The following is an 18,842-nucleotide window of genomic DNA, read 5'->3' on the forward strand; positions in this document are numbered from 1 at the left end:
AAGGTCTGGGGTTGCAGGTCTCGACAACCCAACCCTACCGAGAATCACCGCGGTGGCCGCCCGGGGCGCTCCGCTCCACCAGGGGCTTCGCCACGCGCCCCGGGCTCTGACCCTCCTACACCACCACACGGGACGCCACCGGCCGGTGCCTCTCAGCCGCCTTCGATCATGCCGTGCAGGTTCACCCGGTCGCCGGCGGCGAGCGGACGGGCGAAGCGCACCACCTCGCCGTTCACCTCGGCGATCCACACCTGCCCCTCGGCGCCGAGCCGCGCGACCAGGCCGGCGACGGTCTCGCCCTCCGGCACCTCCAGGCGCTGCGTCTTGCGGCCTTCCGGCAGGAAGCGGCGCAGCGTGCCGTGCAGCGTGACCTCCACCGGGATCATCCGCCCTCCCCGAGCACGATCTTCTCGGCGGTCATGGGCAGCGAGAAGACGCGCCGCCCGGTCGCCGCGGCGATGGCGTTGGCGATCGCGGCCGGCGGCTCGATGCAGGGCGGCTCGCCCACGCCCTTGGCTCCGTAGGGTCCGGCCGCGCTCGGGCATTCCACCAGGATCGAGCGCACGCGCGGCACGTCCTGCGCGGTCGGCATCTTGTAGTCGGTGAGGTTCGCGTTCAGCACGCGGCCCTCGCGGTAGACGATCTCCTCCGACAGCGCCTCGCCGATCCCCTGGGCCACGCCGCCCTCGATCTGGCCCTCGATCCAGGTCGGGTTGATCGCGAAGCCGACGTCCTGGGCGACGACGTAGTCGTGGATCGTCACCTCGCCGGTGCCGGGGTCCACCGAGAGGTCCACGGCATGGGCGTGGAAGCTCGGCGCGTTGAAGACCGGCAGCGGGTGGTTCTCCACCCGCGTCGGGTCGTAGGGCGGCGCCGGGTTGATGTAGGTGCCGTGGGCGATCAGCCCGCCGCCCGAAAGCTGCGATTCCCGCGCCAGGTCGGCGATCGGGATGCGGTGCCCGCCGCCGACCACGGCGCGCCGCTCGAGGCGGAAGGCCTCCTGCGGCAGGCCGGTGCGCCGCGCGGCGAGGGCACAGAGCTGCCGGCGCAGCTCCGCCGCCGCGACGCGCGCGGCGTTGCCGACCGAGAAGGCGGTGCGGCTCCCCTGCGCGCCGTAGTCGAAGGGGGCGTCGCGCGTGTCCGCGCCGGCGACGCGCACGTCCTCGAGCTCCAGGCCGAGCTCCTCGGCCAGCACCTGCGCCGCGCCGGTCAGCGCGCCGGTGCCGATCTCTACCGCGCCGCTGACCAGCGTCGCGGTCCCGTCGGGCGCGAGCCGGACGAAGACGCCGGAGGAACCGCCGGTGGTCATCCACCAGGAACAGGCGAGGCCCTTGCCGCGGTTGGGCGCGGGCCGCCGCTCGCGCCAGCCGATCGCCTCCGCCGCGCGCTCCAGGCATTCGGCGACGCTCACGCCGGCCAGCGCCTCGCCGGCCGGGCCGAGGTCGCCCTCGCGCACCACGTTGCGCAGCCGGAGGTCGAGCGGATCCATGCCGAGGTCCTCGGCGATGATGTCCATCTGCGATTCCACGGCGAAGTTCGCCATCGGTCCGGCGGGCGCGCGGAAGGAGCCGGCGGCGACACGGTTGGTGTAGACGGCCAGGCTCTCCAGGTCGAGCGCGGGGGTGCGGTACGGCCCGACCAGGATCTGCATGCAGATCGCGGCGCTGCCGGGGCCGGAATTGGCGAAGGCGCCGCATTCCAGCAGCACCCGGCCCTGCCGCGCCAGCAGCCGCCCCTCGCGGTCCACCGCGGTCCGCAGCGTGATCGTGGTGGCCTGGCGCGGATAGGCGGCGGTCAGCTCCTCCTCGGTCGTCGTCATCACCTTGACGGGCCGTCCGGTGCGGCGCGCGAGCAGCGCCGCATAGTGCTCCACGCCGACGCGCAGCTTGCCGCCGAAGCCGCCGCCGATCCCGGGCACCACGACGCGCACCCGGCCGGAGGGAATGTCCAGGATCTCCGCCAGCACCGCCTGCATGTCGAAGGGTAGCTGGGTGTTGCACCAGACGGTCAGCCTGCCGTCGCCCTCCCAGGCCGCGACGGCGGCGCGCGGCTCGGTGTAGCCCGGATGCTGCAGCGGCGTCGCGAAGCGGTGCTCGTAGATGCGATGGGCGGAGGCGAAGGCGGCCTCCACGTCGCCGTGGCGCATCCGCGCGCGCGCGGCGATGTTGCCCTCCCGCGCCAGCACCGGCAGCGCCGCGTAGGAGGCCCAGTCCGGATGCAGCAGCGGCGCGTCCGGGGCGAGCGCCGCCTCGGCGTCGAACACCGCGGGCAGCGGGTCCAGCTCCAGGGCGATCGCCCGGCAGGCGGCCTCGGCGATCTCCGGCGTGGTCGCCGCCACGGCGGCGACCGCCTGGCCCTGGAACAGCACGCGGTCGGTGGCGAAGACCGGCGTGTCCCTCACCGCCGTCCCGTAGCGCACCGCGGGCACGTCCGCGGCGGTGACGATGCCGCGCACGCCCGCCATGGCGCGCGCCGCCGCGACGTCGAGCCGTCGGATGCGCGCGTGCGGCAGGGGGCTGCGCAGCACCTTGCCGTGCAGCATGCCGGGCAGGGCGAAGTCCGCCGCGTAGACCATGCGCCCCGTCACCTTGCCGGCGCCGTCCAGGCGCGGCAGGCGCCGGCCGACGACGCGCCGTTCCGTCGCCACACCGTCCATCGCCCTCAGCCCTTCGCCAGGGCGGCCGCCGCGGCGGCGACCGCGTCCACGATCTTCTGGTAGCCGGTGCAGCGGCAGAGGGTTCCCGCCAGCGCCTCGCGGATCTCGTCCTCGCCGGGCAGGCGGCCCGGATTCTCGTCGAGCCACGACTTCGCGGCCAGCACCATGCCCGGGATGCAGTAGCCGCACTGCACCGCGCCATGGTCGAGGAAGGCCTGCTGGATCGGGTGCAGCCGCTCCGGATCGCCGAGCCCCTCGATGGTGGTGACGCTGCGTCCCTGGCACTGCGCCGCGAGCAGGATGCAGGCGTTCACCACCCGCCCGTCGAGCAGCACGCTGCACACGCCGCATTCGGCCTCAAGGCAGTTCTCCTTGGTCCCGAGCAGGCCGAGCTCGCGCCGCAGCACCTGAAGCAGGGTCCAGTCGGGGGGCACCTCGACGGCCACCGCCTCGCCGTTCAGCGTGAAGTCGAGCCGCATCATGCCGCCTCCCCGTTCCCCATGCGCCCGAGGCAGGCGGCGAGCGCGCGTCCCGCCAGCACGCCCGCGAGGTGGCGGCGGAAGCGCGCCGAGGCGCGCACGTCGTCGAGCGGGCGGGTCGCCGCGGCGGCGGCGGCGGCGGCGGCGGCCAGGCGCCCCGCGTCGGGCACGTGGCCCTCGAGCAGCGCCTCCGCCGCCCGCACGCGCAGCGTGGTGGGCGCCACGGCGCCGAGCGCGAGCCGCGCCGCGACGCAGCGCCCATCGGCGCCGAGGTCGAGCCGCGCCGCCGCGCAGACCACCGAGATCTCCATCGCCTTGCGCCGCCCGGCCTTGAGGAAGGCGCTCGCGCTCGCCGCGGAGGGCGGCGGCGGCAGGCGGATCGCGGTCAGCACCTCCTCCGGCGCGCGGTCGGTGCGCCCCGGCCCGAGCAGGAAGGCGTCGAGCGGCACGCGCCGCGTCCCGCCCGGCCCGACGAGCTCCGCCTCCGCATCGAGGGCGAGGAGGGCCGGCAGGGTGTCGGCCGCGGGCGAGGCGTTCACGACGTTGCCGCCGAGCGTGCCGACGTTGCGCACCTGGTGCCCGCCGACCACCCGCGCCGCCTCCGCCAGCGCGCGCCGGGCGCCGCCGGCGAAGGCCGGGTGGCGCTCGATCGCCTTGAGCGTGGTCAGCGCGCCGATGCGCAGGCCGCCCTCCGGCGTCCCCGCGATGCCCGCGAGGCCCGGCACGGCGGAGAGGTCTATCACGTGCGCGGGCGCGAGACGGCCGCGGCGGATCTGGATGACGAGGTCGGTGCCCCCGGCCAGGAAGCGCGCCGCGGCGCCGTGCCGCGCCGCGAGCGCCAGCGCGGCGGCGAGCGAGGTCGGGCGGTGCAGCGCGAAGCTCATGCCGTCCCGCCGCCCGCCGCCGCCTTCGGCCAGACCTCGGTGCCGAACGCCTCGATCGTCGCCTCGATGCTGCCGCCGGGTGCGGCGAAGGGCATGATGATGACCGAATCCGCGCCCGCCGCGCGCAGCTCCGCCACATGCGCGGCGACCTCCGCGGGCGTGCCGGCCAGCGTGAAGGCGTCCACGTGCCGGTCGGTCACCAGCGGCAGCAGCGGGAGATAGGGGGTCACGCCGGCGGCATACGGCGCGCCCCGGACCGAGGCGATCGCGTCCTCGGGCAGCGTCAGCCCCTGCCGCTCGGCGGTGGCGAATTTCAGGCGCCGCGCCCCGAGCAGGCGCGCGACGGTCGGGCGCAGGGCGTCGCGCGCCGCCGCGCCGTCCGCCGCGATGCAGGTGTTCAGCCGCGCGATCAGCCGCACCGCGGCGGGATCGCGCCCCGCCGCCCGGGCCCCGGCCGAGATCTCCGCACGCAGCGCGCGGATCTCCTCCGCGTTGGCGGCCGCCTCCATGATCACGGCGTCGGCCACCGCGCCGGCCATCCTCTTGCCGAGCGGCCCGTTGGTCGCGACCACCACGGGGATCTCGGGGCGGATCGGCCTGAAGCTCAGCCTGCCCTCGCGGAAGGAGATGATCTCGCCCTGGTAGGTAACGGTCTCGCCGGCGAGCAGCCGGCGGATCAGCTCGATCGCCTCGCGAATGGCGCGGGCCGGCTTCACCCGCTCGATGCCGAGCTCGCCGAAGCCCGAGATCCCCGCGCCGATGCCGAGCACCGCGCGCCCGCCGGAGATCTCGTCGAGCGTCGCGATCGCCATCGCGGTCAGCGCCGGATGGCGCGAATAGGGATCGGTGACGCAGGGGCCGAGCTTCACCCGGGAGGTCTGGCCGGCAAGGTAGGCGAGGCCGCCATAGACCTCGCGGTAGAAGCGCTCGTCGGCGAGCCAGAGCGTGTCGCAGCCGGTGCGCTCGGCGAGGCGCGCGATCTCGCCCATCCGCGCCATCGGCTGGTTGCCCAGCATCAGGAGCCCGTAGCCCATCGGCGTCACTCGATCGTCTCGGCGGCGAAGTAGATGTTGCGGCTGCGGTCGAGGAAGCGCCCGTAGAGCTCCTCGCGCAGCGCCACCCCGGCCGGGGAGGCGAGGTCGCGGTCGTGCTGCTCGAGGCTCTTCACCTCGATGCGCTCGAGGTACTGCCAGCCGGCGCTCTCGAAGCCCTGGATCGGGCCGGTGATGCGGTGCACGCGGTAGCTCACGTAGTTCGGCAGCGTGCGCACCAGCTCGTAGTCGCGCTCGCGCACCCAGGCCTCGTACTCGGCCGGGTCCACCCCGGGCTTGAGCGTGCTGATCAGGAACCTCACCGGCATCGGCGCCTCCTCCGCTTGCCCGGCCGCGGCCTCATGCCGCGGCGATGTCGCCGACCACCTTGACCCGCACGCGCATGGCGTTGCCCGGCAGGTAGGCGACCGGCATGTCCTCCGCCTCGACCAGGGAGAGCGTCCCCGGGGCGGCGCCCGCGGCCTCGGCGCGCGCCTCGGCCAGCCGCCGGGCCGCGGCGATCGCCTGCTCGCGCGACAGCCCCTGGTAGATCTGGTCCACCTCGCCGCTGACCTGGGCGATGGCCGCGCCGACGGCGTTGGCGCAGTCGCCGTGCGGCACGCGCAGCACCCGCGCCACGCCGGCGAGCCGGTCGGGCACGAGGAACGCGCCGCCGCCCACCGCGATCAGCGTGACGTCGCCGGCCGCGGTCTTCACGCGGTCCACATGCTCCTCGATGCGTGCGCGGATGCGCGCCATGACCCGCTCCGGCAGGTCGGGCGGCAGGTCGCGGACGCGCGCGGCGTCGCCGAGCGCGACCAGGCCGGCCGCGACGGCGACGTCGGTCGCGGTCAGGGTCTCGCCGCCGAAGACCAGGGCCTCCGAGGTCAGCCGGTAGCCGACGCTGCGCGGCCCGACCTCGCCGGTCGCCGCGTCCACCAGGCTGCCGCCGCCGAGGCCGATCGAGACGAGGTCCGGCATGCGGAACAGGGTGCGCACGCCGCCCACCTGGACGACCGCGTTCGCCTCGCGCGGGAAGCCGCCGCGGAGGTGGCCGAAATCGGCGGTGGTGCCGCCGACGTCCACCACCACCGCGTCCCGCAGCCCGGACAGCCACGCCGCGCCGCGCATGGAATTGGTCGGGCCGCAGGCGAAGCTGAACACCGGGAAGCGCGCGGCGCGCCGCGCGTCGGTGACGGTGCCGTCGTTCTGCGTCAGGTAGAGCGGCGCGGCGATGCCGAGCGCCGCGATCGCCGCCTCGAACCGCCGCACCGTGGCCGCGGCGAGCGGCACCAGCGCGGCGTTCAGCAGCGCGCCGTTCTCGCGCTCGAGCAGGCCGATGCCGCCCACCTCGTGCGAGCAGGTGATGGCGGCGTCGGGCAGGATCCGGCCCAGGATCTCCGCCGCCTCCCGCTCGTGCTCGCCGGTCAGGGGCGAGAACAGCGCGGTGACGGCGACGGCGCGCAGGCCGCGCGCGCGCATCTCGAGCCCGGCCGCCTCGACCGCGGCGCGGTCGAGCGGCAGGAAGGCGCGGCCGTCGTAGTCGTGCCCGCCCGCCACCGCCCAGAAGCCGCCGTCCACCGCCGCGCGCAGGTCCTCCGGCCAGTCGGTGAAGGCGGGCAGCGAGACGGTGGCCGGGGCGCCGATGCGCAGGCCGCCCACGCGCGCGAGGTGGCGCCGCTGCACCACCGCGTTCACGAAGTGCGTGGTTCCGATCATCACCGCGTCCACGCCGGGCCCCGGCGCGAGGCGCTGCAGCGCCGCGACGATGCCGCCCGTCACGTCCTCGGTGGTCGGCGCCTTGACGCTGCGCAGCAGCCGGCCGGCCTCGATCAGCACCGCATCGGTGTTGGTGCCGCCGACATCGATGCCGATGCGCCTCATGCCGCGAAGGCCGAGCGGAAATCGAGGTCGTGGCCGAAGGCGCGGGGCCCGACATGGGCGAGCCCGCGCTCGGTGAGGAAGATCTCCGCCGCCGGCAGCACGATGACCGTCACGCGCTGGCCGTAGCGCACCGTCTCGGTGCCGATCGCCTCGCCGCTGTCCGAATCGAGCACGCAGATGAGCTCCGGCGTCATGGCGCAGGGCTCGCCGTCCCGCGCGGCGAGCGTCCATTCGTTCTGGAAGGCGAGGGCGAGGCGCGCGCCGCGGTCCTCGCCCAGCCCCTCGACCTCGGCCCGGCCGCGCAGGAAGCCGGTGGTGGTCCGCCGCTCCACCTCCACGATCTTGCCGGCGAACAGGCGCCGGCCGCGCTCGGCCGCCAGCACCGCCGCGATCGGGTCGGCGTGCGCGGCCCGCGCCGCGTGCACGGCGCGGCCGAGCGCGATGGCGCGGCTCGTCGTGCCGGCGATCGCCCAGCGCTTGACCTCCGCCCCGGTGCGCGGCGCCTTGCAGGTCGCGGCGATGGAGCCGAATTCGGTGCAGATGCGCCGGCTCAGCCGCTCCATCCACGGCCAGTCGGCGACCCGCGTCACCACCGCCTCGTTGCCGCGCGGATCCACGGTGCTGAGCGGCGCGGGGGAGAGCGCGCCGACCGCGAAGGTGGTCATCTGCGCCTCGGGGAAGGCGCGGCCCATCGCGTCCGCGTCCACCGCCGGGATGCCGAGATGCGCCGCGGCGAGCAGCGGCTGCAGCCCGTTCATGCCGCCGATCTCGACCGGCATCACGGCGCGGAAGCGCCGGCCGAGGTGCTCCTCCATCACGCGGACGGCGCGGGCGATCAGGCGGCTGTCCACCAGCCTCTCCTGGATGACCAGCGGCGCGCCCTGGATGGACACGACGGCGACGAGATCGTCGTCGGCGAGGGCGGCGGGGTCCAGCACCCGGATCTCCGCCCCCTGCGCCAGCAGGCGCCGCAGCTCCAGCAGCGCGTGATAGGGGCTGCCGCCGCCGCCGGTGCCGAGGATCCAGGCGCCGGTCGCCAGCGCCTCGATGTCGGACGGGCCGAGCCTTCTCATGCCGCGTCCGGGAGTTGCGGCGCGATGCCGCGCCAGAAGGGATCGTCCACCCGCGCCGCGATGCGCCGCGCCGCGCCGACGAGCAGGGCGCGGATCCGCCGACGCTCCCGCCCCGGCACCGCGGCCGCGGGGAAGGAGAGGCAGAAGCCCAGCGTCTCGTGCCGCTCGGGATCGGCGACGCTGACGGCGATGGACCCGACGCCCGGGATCGCCTCGTCGATCGCGGTGCAATGCCCCACCCGGCGCACCGTCGCCAGCGCCTCGAGCAGCGCCTCCATGTCCTGCGGCGCCGCGGGGGAGGGCGGCCGCAGCCCGCCGCGGTGCAGCGCGCGCACCTCGGCGTCCGTCAGGCGCGCCAGCACCGCGCGGCCGTTCGCGGTCGCGAAAGCCGGCGCGCGCGCCCCGAGGGGGGTGACGACCTGCAGCGGATGCGTGCCGCGGTGCATCCGGATCACCAGCACGTCGGCGCGGTCGAGGATGGAGACATAGCCGGTGTGCCCGGTCTGGCGGGTCAGTTCGCGCAATTCCCGGTCGGCCAGTTCGATCAGGTCGGAACTGCTGCGGTGCAGGCGCGCCACCTCGAACAGCAGGTTGCCGATCTCGTAGCGCGGCGTGCCGGCGACGTTGCGGAGCAGCCCCTCCTCCCGCATCGCCTTGAGCAGCCGCGAGGCCGAGCTCTTCGGGATGCCGAGCAGCGCCGCCGCCTCGGTGACCGAGAGCTGGCGACGCTCCGCCGAGAACAGCCGCAGCACCGCGGCGCAATTGGCCAGCGTGCTCACGGGGCGCGCCCCGCAGTGCCCGGCGCCCCGCCGTCCGCGCGGCGGGCCCCGCCGGTCCGCGGCGCCGTGCGTCGCGCTCGTCCCGCAGAATTCGGTTGCGCCATATGGAACATGAGTTGAAAATATCAGAACAAGAGGGATCGTTCAATCGTCGCCGTGCGGCGCCCCGCGAGGGCGGGTCCGCGCCGCGGCCCGGCGCGCCGACCCGCGACAGGAGAGGGGAGAGCAAGACATGACGGACCGACCGATCGCCCGCAGAACCCTCCTGCAGTCCGCAGGCGCCGGCGCCGTGGCGGCGGGCCTCGGCGGGGTCAGCAGCTTCGCCGTCTGGCGCAGCGCGGAGGCGCAGCAGGATCCGCGTACCCTCGTCGTGGCGGGCGACAGCGACATCGACACGCTCGACCCGCATTCCTTCAAGTCCATCGGCGCCTACCTGGCGCAGGCCAACATCTACGACAGCCCGCTGACGTGGCGCGTCCGTCCGGTCGAGGGCCGGCCCGGCCTGTTCCGCTCGCATCCGGGCGAGTACGAGGGCGGCATCTGCGAGTCCTGGTCGCTCGAGCGCGACGGCGCCACCATCGTGCTGCGCCTGCGCGAGGGGGTGCGCTTCCCCTCGGGTCGCCCGGTGGACGCGGCGGCGTTGAAGTTCGGCTTCGACCGCGGCGTGCAGTCACCCGGCTACATGCGCGTGGTGGTGCCGCTGCTGACCCGCATCAACAGCCCGGACGCCTTCGTCGTGCGCGACGCCCGCACCGTCGCCATCAACATGCCCGCGCCGACGCCGCTCGGGCTCGAGGCGCTGGCGCTGATCACCAACTCGGTCATCGACCCCGAAGAGGTCAAGGCGCACGCGACGCCGTCCGACCCCTGGGCGGCCGAGTGGATGCGCCGCAACGTCGCCGGCATCGGCCCCTACCGCCTGACGAAAAACGAGCCCGGCGTGGAGTTCGTGCTCGAGGCGACGCCGAACCACTGGCGGCCCGAGCCGTTCTTCCGGCGCATCGTGGTGAAGTTCGTGCCGAGCGAGGCCGACCGCGTGCTGCTGCTGCGCCGGCGCGCCGTGGACATCGTGAGCGGCCGGCCCGGGCTCTCGCCGCGCTCGGTCGCCAGCCTGCAGGGCGCCCCCGGCCTGCAGACCATCACCGTGCCGGACACGGTCTGCCACTGGCTGAACATGAATTGCCAGCGCGCGCCCTTCAACAACGTCAAGGTGCGCCAGGCGATCAACTACGCGATCCCGATCCAGGCGATCCTGCCCAACGTGGTCCAGGGCTTCGGCGCGCAGATGCGCAGCCCCCTGCCCGCGCTGATGCCGGGCCATGACGGCACCGTCTCCCCCTACCGCCACGACATCGAGCGCGCGCGGGCGCTGATGCGCGAGGCCGGGCTCGGCAGCGAGCCGATCCCGGTCACGCTTTCGATCCGCGTCGGCTGGCTGCCGCACGAGCAGGCCGCGACCTGGATCCAGCCGGAGCTCGAGAAGCTCGGCTTCCGCGTCACCATCTCGCGCGAGACCGACGCCACCTTCCGCCAGACGGCGATCCGCGGCGACCACCAGCTCTCGATCGAGAGCTGGCAGTCCTGGATCAACGACCCCTTCTTCCACATGTTCTTCAACTTCCACACCAACGCCCGCGGCACCAACTCCTCCCGCTACAGCAATCCCGCCCTCGACCGCCTGATCGACGAGAACATGCACGAGACCGATCCGGAGAAGCGGCTGGCCGCCGCCCGGCAGGGCCAGCGGATGCTCGTCGAGGACGCGGTCTGGGGATTCCTGTGGTACGACAACTGGACCCGCGTCGCGCGCGCCGACCTGACGGGCGTCGAGAAGCGCTGGGACACCTTCGAGCGGTTCTTCAGCATGCGCCTCGCCGCCTGAGGGGACGATGGGCTTCGGCGGGTTCCTGCTGCGGCGCCTCGCGCTGACCGTGCCGACGCTGTTCGGGGTGACCGTCGTCGGCTTCCTCCTCGCCTACATGCTCCCCGGCAACCCGGCGCTGGTGAAGGCGGGCCCCTTCGCCACGCCGGACTTCGTGGCCGAGGTGGAGCGGCAGATGGGCCTCGACCAGCCCCTGCCGGTGCAGTACCTGCGCTACCTTGGCGCGCTGTTGCAGGGCGACCTCGGCCTCAGCTCGTCCACCGGGCGGCCGGTGCTCGCCGATTTCGCGCAGCGCCTGCCGGCGACGCTCGAGCTGACGCTCGCCGCGCTGCTGATCGCGATCGGCATCGGCGTGCCGCTCGGCGTCCTCTCCGCCATCCACCGGGATACGCTGCTCGACCATGCCGGGCGCGTGCTCAGCGTCGCGGGCGTGGCGATGCCGAGCTTCTGGACCGGACTGCTCCTCATCTACGTGTTCTTCTACCTGCTCGACCTGGCGCCGGCGCCGCTCGGCCGGCTCGCTCCCGGTCTCCAGCCCCCGGCGGCGGTCACCGGCCTTTACGTCGTCGACTCCGCGCTCGCCGGCGACTGGCCCGCGCTGCGCTCGGCGCTGCAGCACCTGGCGCTGCCGGCGGCGACGCTCGGCATCGCGGTGATGGCGCCGGTCGCGCGCATGGTGCGCGCGACCATGCTCGAGACGCTGCAGTCCGACTTCGTCAAGGCGGCCTGGGGCGCCGGGCTGCCGCCGCGCCGGGTGATCTACGGCGACGCCCTGCGCAACGCGCTGATCCCGGTGGTCACCATCCTCGGCGTGGTCTTCGGCTTCCTCATGGCCGGCAACGCGGTGGTGGAGAGCGTGTTCGCCTGGCCCGGCATCGGCAACTACGCGGTCACCTCGCTGATGACGAAGGACGCCGGCCCGATCCAGTCCTTCGTGCTGTTCGTGGCGCTGATGTACGTGGTCGTGAACCTCGCCGTCGATCTCCTCTACGGGCTGATCGACCCGCGCATCCGGCTGGGCTGATGGAGGCGGCGGCCGACATCGCGGAGGCGGCGCCGCCCGCCCGCGGGGCGCGCTTCTGGCGTCGCCTCCGGCGCAACCGGTTGAGCTTCGCCGCGCTCTGGGTGCTCGCGGCGATCGCGCTCGCCGCCCTGCTCGCGCCCTGGGTCGCGCCCTTCGATCCCAACCTTCCGGACCCCGAGGCGCCGCTCGCCCCGCCGGGATGGCGGCACCTGCTCGGCACCGACCTCTACGGCCGCGACCAGCTCTCCCGCATCATCCACGCCGGGCGGGTGAACCTGCTGATCGCGGGCGGCGCGACGCTCGGCGCGCTGGTGCTCGGGGCGGTGCTCGGCGCCGTCGCGGGCTACCGCGGCGGCTGGCTCGACCAGGTCGTGATGCGGGCGACCGACTCGATCATGGCCTTCCCGGCCTTCGTGCTGGCGATGGGCATCACCGCGGCGATCGGCAATTCGCTGCTCAACGTCGCGATCGCCATCGGCGTGACGCAGGTGCCCTCCTACGTGCGGCTGGTGCGCGGCGAGATGCTGCGGGTGCGGGAGATGGAATACGCCGAGGCCGCGCGCACCGTCGGCAATCCGGACCGGCGCATCGTGCTGGTGCACCTGCTGCCGAACTGCATCCCGCCGCTTATCGTGCAGGCGACCCTCGCGATGGGCTACGCGATCCTGACGCTCGCGGCGCTGTCCTATCTCGGCCTCGGCATCCGCCCGCCGCAGAGCGAGTGGGGCCAGATGACCGCGGAGGGCGCGAGCGAGATCGTGACCGGCGCGTGGTGGCTGTTCCTCTTCCCCGGCCTCGCCATCGTCGTCACCGTGCTCGCCTTCAACCTGCTCGGCGACGCGCTGCGGGACCTGCTCGACCCGCGGATGCGCGGCCTATGACCGCGCCGCTGCTGGAGATCGAGGACCTCGCCGTCCGCTTCGACACCGAGGACGGCCCGGTCGAGGCGGTGGACGGCCTCGGCCTGCGCCTCGCCCCCGGCGAGATCCTCGGCCTGGTCGGCGAGTCCGGCTCGGGGAAGTCGGTGACCGCCTATGCCGTGCTCGGCCTGGTGCGGCCGCCCGGGCGCGTCCTGCGCGGCAGCATCCGCTTCGAGGGCCGCGACCTCCTCGCCCTGCCGGAGGCCGAGCTGCGCCGGGTGCGCGGCGCCGGCATCGGCATGGTCTGGCAGAGCCCGCGCACGGCGCTCAATCCGGTGCTCACCGTCGGCCACCAGATCGCGCGCCTGCTGCGCCACCACCGCGGCCTCCCCCCGCGCGCCGCCCGCGAGCGCGCGGTCGAGATGCTGCGCCTGGTCGGCATCCCGGAGCCGGAGCGGCGCGCGAGGCAATACGCCCACCAGCTCTCGGGCGGCATGTGCCAGCGCGTGATGATCGCCATGGCGCTGGCGACGCAGCCGCGGCTGCTGCTCGCCGACGAGCCGACCACCGGCCTCGACGTCCTCGTCGCGGCGCGGATCATGGAGCTGCTGAAGGACCTCGGCCGGCGGACCGGCGCGGCGATCCTGCTCATCACCCACGACCTCGGCACCGTCGCCGAGAGCTGCGACCGCGTCGCGGTGATGCACGCCGGGCAGCTCGTGGAGACGGCGCCGGTGCGCACGCTGTTCCGCGACCCGGTGCACCCCTACACGCGCGCCCTCGTCGCCGCCATCCCGCGCGTGGACCGCGAGGTGGCGCTGGAGCCGATCCCGGGCGCCGTGCCCTCGCTGCTGCACGCGCCGCCCGGCTGCCGCTACGCCGCGCGGTGTGCGCTCGCGACCGGGCGATGCCGGCAGGAGCGGCCGGCCCTGCTGCCCATCGCTCCGGACCACCAGGTCGCCTGCTTCGCGGCGGAGCCCGTCGCATGAGCATCGTGCTGCGGGTCGAGCGGCTGGTGCGGCACTTCCCGCTGCGCGGTCCGGCCGCCTGGGCGGCGCGGTGGCGCGGCGCCCCGCCGCCCGCGGTGCGCGCGGTGGACGGCGTCTCCTTCGCGATCGCCGAGGGCGAGACGCTCGGACTGGTCGGCGAATCCGGCTGCGGCAAGTCCACCGTCGCGCGCTGCGTCCTCCGCCTGCTCGACCCGACCTCCGGCCGCATCGAGTTCGAGGGCGAGGATCTCGCCGCGCTGCGCGGCGACGCGCTGCGACGCCGGCGCGAGCGGCTGCAGATGGTCTTCCAGGACCCCACCGCCTCGCTCAATCCGCGGCTCTCCGTGCGCGACATGGTGGAGGAGCCGCTCCGGCTCCACACCCGCCTCGCCCCGCGCGAGCGCCAGGCGCGCGTCGCCGAGGTGCTGGAGGAGGTCGGCCTCGGGCGCGAGCTGATGGACCGCTATCCGCACGAGCTTTCCGGCGGCCAGCGCCAGCGCGCCAATATCGCGCGCGCCATCGCCACGCGCCCGCGCCTCGTCGTGCTGGACGAGCCGACCTCCGCCCTCGACGTGTCGCTGCGCTCGCGCGTCATCTTGCTGCTGGAGCGGCTGCGGGAGCGGCACGCGCTGTCCTACCTGTTCATCTCGCACGACCTCGCGACGGTGAAATACCTCGCCCAGCGCGTCGCCGTGATGTACCTCGGCAGCGTGGTGGAGGAGGCGCCGACGACGGAGCTCTTCGCCCGCCCGCTGCACCCCTACACCCGCGCGCTGATCGCCGCGGTGCCGGTCCCCGACCCCGAGGCGCGGCGCGAGCGCCTCGTGCTCAGCGGCGAGATCCCGAGCCCGATCGCGCCGCGGCGCGGCTGCCCGCTGCGCGGCCGCTGCCCGCTCGAGCGCGAGGCCTGCGCCGCGGAGCCGCCGCTGCGCGAGGTCGCGCCGGGCCATCGCGTCGCCTGCCACCTCGTCTGATCCAACGGAGGGAGCCGCCGCCATGACTGTCGTGCGCTACGTCCTCGCCAAGCTGAAGCCGGGCGTGGACCCGGCCGCGTACGAGCGCTTCGAGCGCGAGGTGGACTACGCGGTGGCGGGCCGGATGAAGACCATCGTCAGCTACCGCACGCACCGCATCGGCGAGACGGCCGGTCCGGTCCAGGGCGGCCCGTGGGACTACATCGAGCGCATCGAGATCACCGATCGCGCCGCCTACGAGGCGGAGCTCGCCACCGTCGGCAAGGATCTGATCGAGGAGCTCTACTCCAAATACCTCGACCGCGGCCACACGGTCTCCTTCTGGAGCGAGCTGATCGAGCCGTGACGTCGCTCCGCTTCGATGGCGAGCGGGTGCTGGTCACCGGCTCCTCTTCCGGCGCCGGCGCCGCCATGGCGCGGGCGTTCGCGGAAGCCGGGGCGCGCGTTGCGGTGCATGCCGGCTCGCGCCGCGACGCCGCCGAGGCGGTCGCCGCGGCGCTGCCCGGCGGCGGCCATGCCGCCTTCGTCGCCGACCTCGCCGATGCGGCGCAGGCGCGCCGGCTGTTCGCGGAGGTCGCCGCGCGCCTCGGCCCGCCGACGATCCTGGTGAACAACGCCGGCCCGTACTCCGACACGCCGCTGCGGCTGCTGGACGAGGCGGAATGGGACCGCGTGATGGGCGCGAACCTCAAGGCGCCCTGGCTTCTCTCGCGCCTGGCCGCGCCGGCCATGGCCGCGCGCGGCCGCGGGCGCATCGTCAATATCGGCGCCACTTCCGGCCTCGTCCGCAGCCACGCCGCCTACGGCCTGGCGAAGGCGGCGCTGCTTGCGCTGACCGAGACGCTGGCGCTGGAGCTGGCGCCCTCGGTCACGGTCAACGCCGTGGTGCCCAGCCAGATCGCCAGCGCGCGCACCGACCGGCTCGCCGGCTACAAGGCGGCCGCCATCGCCGCGACGCCGCTCGGCCGCCTGGTGACGGAGGAGGAGCTCGCGCGGATGGTGACGCTGCTCTGCGGGCCCGATTTCGACTTCGTCACCGGGCGTGCCATCGTCATGGACGGCGGCCGTGCGATTGCCGCCTTCCCGCGCATCGGGCTGTCGCTCGAGGCGGCCGCAGCCATGGGCGCGACACCAGGGGCCGACAGGAACTGACGCAGATGCCTGGGCCCGACATCGGCAGGCGAGGAGCGAGGCCGCGGCGCGGCGCGCGAGGTCGGGCGTGTACCGCCTGCGGTGCCTGGGTCGCCGGATGCAAGCCCGTGCGGCGAGCGCCGCGGTTGGCAGCGGCTCGTTCCCGACCGCGGCGGGTGGTCCGAATCCGTGCCGTTCGATCCGCCGGGTGGTGCGGGTCTTGCGGAACGCGAGCGGCGCCGAGCGCGGCTCCTCGACGGTGTCGAAGGTCCGCAGCCGGGGCCGGTCCCCCGCAGGGAGCGGGGGCAGCGCTCGGCGCAGCCGTTGCCCTCCGGCGCCCGGACCAAGGCGGGCGGCCCCGCGATGCCGAGGGCGGCGATCGCCTTCCGGAAGGCATCCGCCAGGTATCGGCTTCCGCGGTCGTGGCGGGCGGCGAGGCCGAGGCGCTGTCGGCGCAGATCGGCCGGCTGGAGGGCAATCAGGACGGCCACGCCAGCCTGCGCGCCCCGGTCCGCCGCGGCAGCATCCGTTCCGGCCTGGCCGGCGCCGCCGAGCGGCAGGTCGGCGTCGACAGCCGGACCCGGCTGTAGGAGCTGCGCCGCGGCTACTTCGCCACGCTGGCCGAGTCGGCTGCGCCGGCCACGCGCGACGCCGTCCGGTCGCGCGCTTCGTCGCCCGGGTCGGCCGCAACCGCGTTGCGCCAAGACCCTCGAGGCCACCATCGCCTGCCCCTGCGCCGCCTCCGCCATCATCCGCTCGCGTCGCATGCACGTTCCGCACGAGGCTCGAGACGGGCTCTAAACGTCTACCTCCTCCATATCCAGCTGCTTCGCGTTCTCCTGGATGAACCTGAAGCGCAGCTCCGGGCGGCGGCCCATCAGCGCCTCGATCAGCTCGGAGGTCCTCGCCCGCTCCTCCGGCGGCAGGATCACCTTGAGCAGGGTCCGCCGGCGCGGGTCCATGGTGGTCTCCTTGAGCGAGGCGGGCGGCATCTCGCCGAGGCCCTTGAAGCGGCTGACCTCGACCTTCTGGTTGGCCTTGAACTCCCGCTTCAGCAGCCGCTCGCGGTCGGCGTCGTCGCGGGCGTAGAGGGTCTTGCCGCCCCCCTGCAGCCGGTAGAGCGGCGGCTGGGCGAGGAAGACCCGGCCCTGGCGCACCAGCTCCGGCAGCTCCTTGTAGAAGAAGGTCATCAGCAGGGCGGCGATGTGGGCGCCGTCCACGTCGGCGTCGGTCATGATGACGACGCGGCCGTAGCGCAGCCGGCCGATGTCGAACCGCTCGCCGGCGCCGCAGCCGAGCGCCTCGATCAGGTCCTTGAGCTCCTGGTTCTGGCGGAGCTTGTCGGCGCTGGCGCTGGCGACGTTGAGGATCTTGCCCCGCAGCGGCAGCACCGCCTGGGTCTCGCGGTCGCGCGCCTGCTTGGCCGAGCCGCCGGCCGAGTCGCCCTCGACCAGGAACAGCTCCGTCCCCTCGGCGTTCTCGCGCGCGCAGTCGGCGAGCTTGCCGGGCAGGCGCAGCTTGCGGGTCGCGGTCTTGCGCGGCGTGTCCTTCTGCTCGCGCCGGCGGATGCGCTCCTCGGCGCGCTCGATGACGAAGGCGAGGAGGTTGTCGGCGGTGGTCGGGTCGCCGGCGAGCCAGTGGTCGAAATGGTCGCGCAGCACCCCCTCGACCAGGCGCTGCGCCTCGGGCGAGGTGAGGCGGTCCTTGGTCTGGCCCTGGAACTGCGGCTCGCGGATGAAGACCGAGAGCATGCCGGCGAGGGAGCCGAGCACGTCCTCGGCCGTGATGCTGGCCGCGCGCCTGTCCTTCTTGAGCTCGCCATAGGCGCGCAGGCCCTTGACCAGCGCCGCGCGCAGCCCGGCCTCGTGGGTGCCGCCCTGGGGGGTGGGGATGGTGTTGGCGTAGGTGTTGAGGAATCCCTCGCCCTGTTCGAGCCAGGTCAGCGCCCATTCGGCGCGGCCGGCGCCGTCGGGGAACTCCACCTGCTCGGCCCAGATCGCGGGCACCACCCGGGCGCGGCCCTCGATCGCGCCCGCGAGGAAGTCGGCGAGCCCGCCCGGGAAGTGCAGCACCGCCTGCGCCGGCGTCTCGTCCCTGATCAGCGAGGGGTCGCAGGACCAGCGGATCTCGACGCCGCGGAACAGGTAGGCCTTGGAGCGGCAGAGCCGGTGGAGCCGCGCCGGGCTGAACTCGTGCCGGCCGAAGATCTGCGGATCGGGGCGGAAGCGCACGGTGGTGCCGCGCCGGTTGTGCACCGGGCCGGCGTTCTTCAGCTTCGTGACCGGCCGGCCGCGCTCGAAGGCCTGGGTGAAGAGGGTGCGGTCGCGCGCGACCTCGACCTCCATCCGCTCGGAGAGCGCGTTGACGACCGAGGAGCCGACGCCGTGCAGCCCGCCCGAGGTGCTGTAGGCCTTGCCGGAGAACTTCCCGCCCGAATGGAGGGTGGTGAGGATCACCTCGAGCGCCGAGAGCTTCGGGAATTTCGGGTGCGGGTCCACCGGGATGCCGCGCCCGTTGTCGCGCACGGTGAGCCAGTTGCCGGGCTCGAGCGTCACCTCGATGCGGTCGGCATGGCCGGCCACCGCCTCGTCCATGGCGTTGTCGAGGATCTCGGCGGCGAGGTGGTGGAGGGCGTTCTCGTCGGTCCCGCCGATGTACATGCCGGGGCGGCGGCGGACGGGCTCCAGCCCCTCCAGCACCTCGATGTCCTTGGCGGAATAGGTGTCGCTCTGGCCGATGGCGGCCCTGGTCAAGTGCGCCCGGCCGAACAGGTCGTTCATGTCTCGAATCGGTCCCCTGGGGGCAATCTAACGGGACGGGGCCGCATGGACCACCATGCGGCCGGCGGTTGCGGCGCCGGTCGGCTGCGCGCCGCGGTCCCGGCACCGCGCCGGCGGGCGCCTCGGCCGCGGCGATGACGCGAGGCACGAGCGATTCGCGACGCGACGGGCGCCTCGGCGGGCGCGTTTCGGGCGAGCTGGCGGCCGGGCGGGGAATGGGGGGGAAATGGTCCCCGTGGCGGGTCCGGAAGAGGCGGACGGCTGCCGGCGCGATGGCCTTCGTCGCGAGCGGGGGGGTGCGGCTTCATCACGGGTGCAGCAATTCCATTATATCAGATCCTACTGTGGCTTTTGACTCACGTGTGGGATTCCCCGACGCGCGGGTGATGCGATTGACCCTTGTGAGCATCGGAGGC

At 74.3% G+C, this 18,842-nt stretch carries 18 protein-coding genes; 8 read left to right on the plus strand and 10 right to left on the minus strand.

All coding sequences use genetic code 11. The features are described 5' to 3' along the window. Positions 1–152: 152 nt before the first annotated feature. The 9 genes from IEX99_RS21825 to IEX99_RS21865 are packed head-to-tail and all read right to left on the minus strand — an operon-like array spanning position 153 to position 8,786. On the minus strand, positions 153–386 hold the full coding sequence (locus IEX99_RS21825; RefSeq protein WP_188904283.1) for a MoaD/ThiS family protein: 234 nt from the start codon (positions 384–386) through the stop codon (positions 153–155). Further along, positions 383–2,656 carry a xanthine dehydrogenase family protein molybdopterin-binding subunit gene (locus IEX99_RS21830; RefSeq protein ID WP_188904285.1) on the minus strand — a complete coding sequence of 758 codons (2,274 nt, stop codon included), beginning with the start codon at positions 2,654–2,656 and terminating at the stop codon, positions 383–385. The genes IEX99_RS21825 and IEX99_RS21830 overlap by 4 nt, the downstream gene beginning before the upstream one ends. Before the next feature lie 5 nt (positions 2,657–2,661). After that, entirely contained in the window at positions 2,662–3,138 is a 477-nt protein-coding gene (locus tag IEX99_RS21835; protein ID WP_188904286.1) for a (2Fe-2S)-binding protein, read from the minus strand. Continuing rightward, a complete protein-coding gene (locus IEX99_RS21840) occupies positions 3,135–4,019 on the minus strand; it encodes an FAD binding domain-containing protein (protein WP_188904288.1) in 885 nt (294 codons plus the stop codon). Before IEX99_RS21840 ends, IEX99_RS21835 begins: the two co-directional genes overlap by 4 nt. Further along, positions 4,016–5,053: an LLM class flavin-dependent oxidoreductase gene (locus IEX99_RS21845; RefSeq protein ID WP_188904290.1), complete on the minus strand. Its 1,038-nt coding sequence runs from the start codon at positions 5,051–5,053 to the stop codon at positions 4,016–4,018. The genes IEX99_RS21840 and IEX99_RS21845 overlap by 4 nt, the downstream gene beginning before the upstream one ends. A gap of 5 nt (positions 5,054–5,058) precedes the next feature. Continuing rightward, on the minus strand, positions 5,059–5,379 hold the full coding sequence (locus IEX99_RS21850; RefSeq protein WP_188904292.1) for a hypothetical protein: 321 nt from the start codon (positions 5,377–5,379) through the stop codon (positions 5,059–5,061). A gap of 31 nt (positions 5,380–5,410) precedes the next feature. Further along, positions 5,411–6,934, minus strand: a complete 1,524-nt coding sequence (locus IEX99_RS21855) for a hydantoinase/oxoprolinase N-terminal domain-containing protein (RefSeq protein ID WP_188904294.1) — start codon at positions 6,932–6,934, stop codon at positions 5,411–5,413. Next, on the minus strand, positions 6,931–8,007 hold the full coding sequence (locus IEX99_RS21860; RefSeq protein ID WP_188904296.1) for a DUF917 domain-containing protein: 1,077 nt from the start codon (positions 8,005–8,007) through the stop codon (positions 6,931–6,933). Before IEX99_RS21860 ends, IEX99_RS21855 begins: the two co-directional genes overlap by 4 nt. Continuing rightward, positions 8,004–8,786, minus strand: coding sequence for an IclR family transcriptional regulator (locus IEX99_RS21865; RefSeq protein WP_188904297.1), 783 nt, complete (start codon positions 8,784–8,786; stop codon positions 8,004–8,006). Before IEX99_RS21865 ends, IEX99_RS21860 begins: the two co-directional genes overlap by 4 nt. Before the next feature lie 232 nt (positions 8,787–9,018). Between IEX99_RS21865 and IEX99_RS21870 the strand changes: the two genes are divergently transcribed. The 8 genes from IEX99_RS21870 to IEX99_RS21905 all read left to right on the plus strand — a co-directional run bounded on the left by IEX99_RS21870 (position 9,019) and on the right by IEX99_RS21905 (position 16,236). Then, on the plus strand, positions 9,019–10,668 hold the full coding sequence (locus IEX99_RS21870) for an ABC transporter substrate-binding protein (protein ID WP_188904299.1): 1,650 nt from the start codon (positions 9,019–9,021) through the stop codon (positions 10,666–10,668). A 7-nt stretch (positions 10,669–10,675) separates the two neighbouring features. Then, positions 10,676–11,692, plus strand: a complete 1,017-nt coding sequence (locus IEX99_RS21875) for an ABC transporter permease (protein WP_188904301.1) — start codon at positions 10,676–10,678, stop codon at positions 11,690–11,692. Next, positions 11,692–12,573 carry an ABC transporter permease gene (locus IEX99_RS21880; RefSeq protein ID WP_188904303.1) on the plus strand — a complete coding sequence of 294 codons (882 nt, stop codon included), beginning with the start codon at positions 11,692–11,694 and terminating at the stop codon, positions 12,571–12,573. The genes IEX99_RS21875 and IEX99_RS21880 overlap by 1 nt, the downstream gene beginning before the upstream one ends. Next, positions 12,570–13,541: an ABC transporter ATP-binding protein gene (locus IEX99_RS21885; protein ID WP_188904306.1), complete on the plus strand. Its 972-nt coding sequence runs from the start codon at positions 12,570–12,572 to the stop codon at positions 13,539–13,541. The genes IEX99_RS21880 and IEX99_RS21885 overlap by 4 nt, the downstream gene beginning before the upstream one ends. Next, positions 13,538–14,515 carry an ABC transporter ATP-binding protein gene (locus IEX99_RS21890; protein WP_188904308.1) on the plus strand — a complete coding sequence of 326 codons (978 nt, stop codon included), beginning with the start codon at positions 13,538–13,540 and terminating at the stop codon, positions 14,513–14,515. Before IEX99_RS21885 ends, IEX99_RS21890 begins: the two co-directional genes overlap by 4 nt. Before the next feature lie 22 nt (positions 14,516–14,537). After that, complete coding sequence (locus IEX99_RS21895) at positions 14,538–14,861, plus strand: hypothetical protein (RefSeq protein WP_188904310.1); 324 nt, start codon at positions 14,538–14,540, stop codon at positions 14,859–14,861. Then, complete coding sequence (locus IEX99_RS21900; protein ID WP_188904312.1) at positions 14,858–15,667, plus strand: SDR family NAD(P)-dependent oxidoreductase; 810 nt, start codon at positions 14,858–14,860, stop codon at positions 15,665–15,667. Before IEX99_RS21895 ends, IEX99_RS21900 begins: the two co-directional genes overlap by 4 nt. A 401-nt stretch (positions 15,668–16,068) precedes the next feature. After that, entirely contained in the window at positions 16,069–16,236 is a 168-nt protein-coding gene (locus tag IEX99_RS21905) for a hypothetical protein (RefSeq protein WP_188904316.1), read from the plus strand. A 207-nt stretch (positions 16,237–16,443) separates the two neighbouring features. Here IEX99_RS21905 and parE read toward each other — a convergent pair whose 3' ends face one another. Further along, the gene (gene parE, locus IEX99_RS21910) at positions 16,444–18,426 is read right to left on the minus strand and encodes a DNA topoisomerase IV subunit B (protein ID WP_188904314.1); all 1,983 of its coding nucleotides are present in this window, start codon (positions 18,424–18,426) and stop codon (positions 16,444–16,446) included. Positions 18,427–18,842: the final 416 nt, after the last annotated feature.

This window comes from Caldovatus sediminis, assembly GCF_014644455.1.
GTDB lineage: Bacteria > Pseudomonadota > Alphaproteobacteria > Acetobacterales > Acetobacteraceae > Caldovatus > Caldovatus sediminis.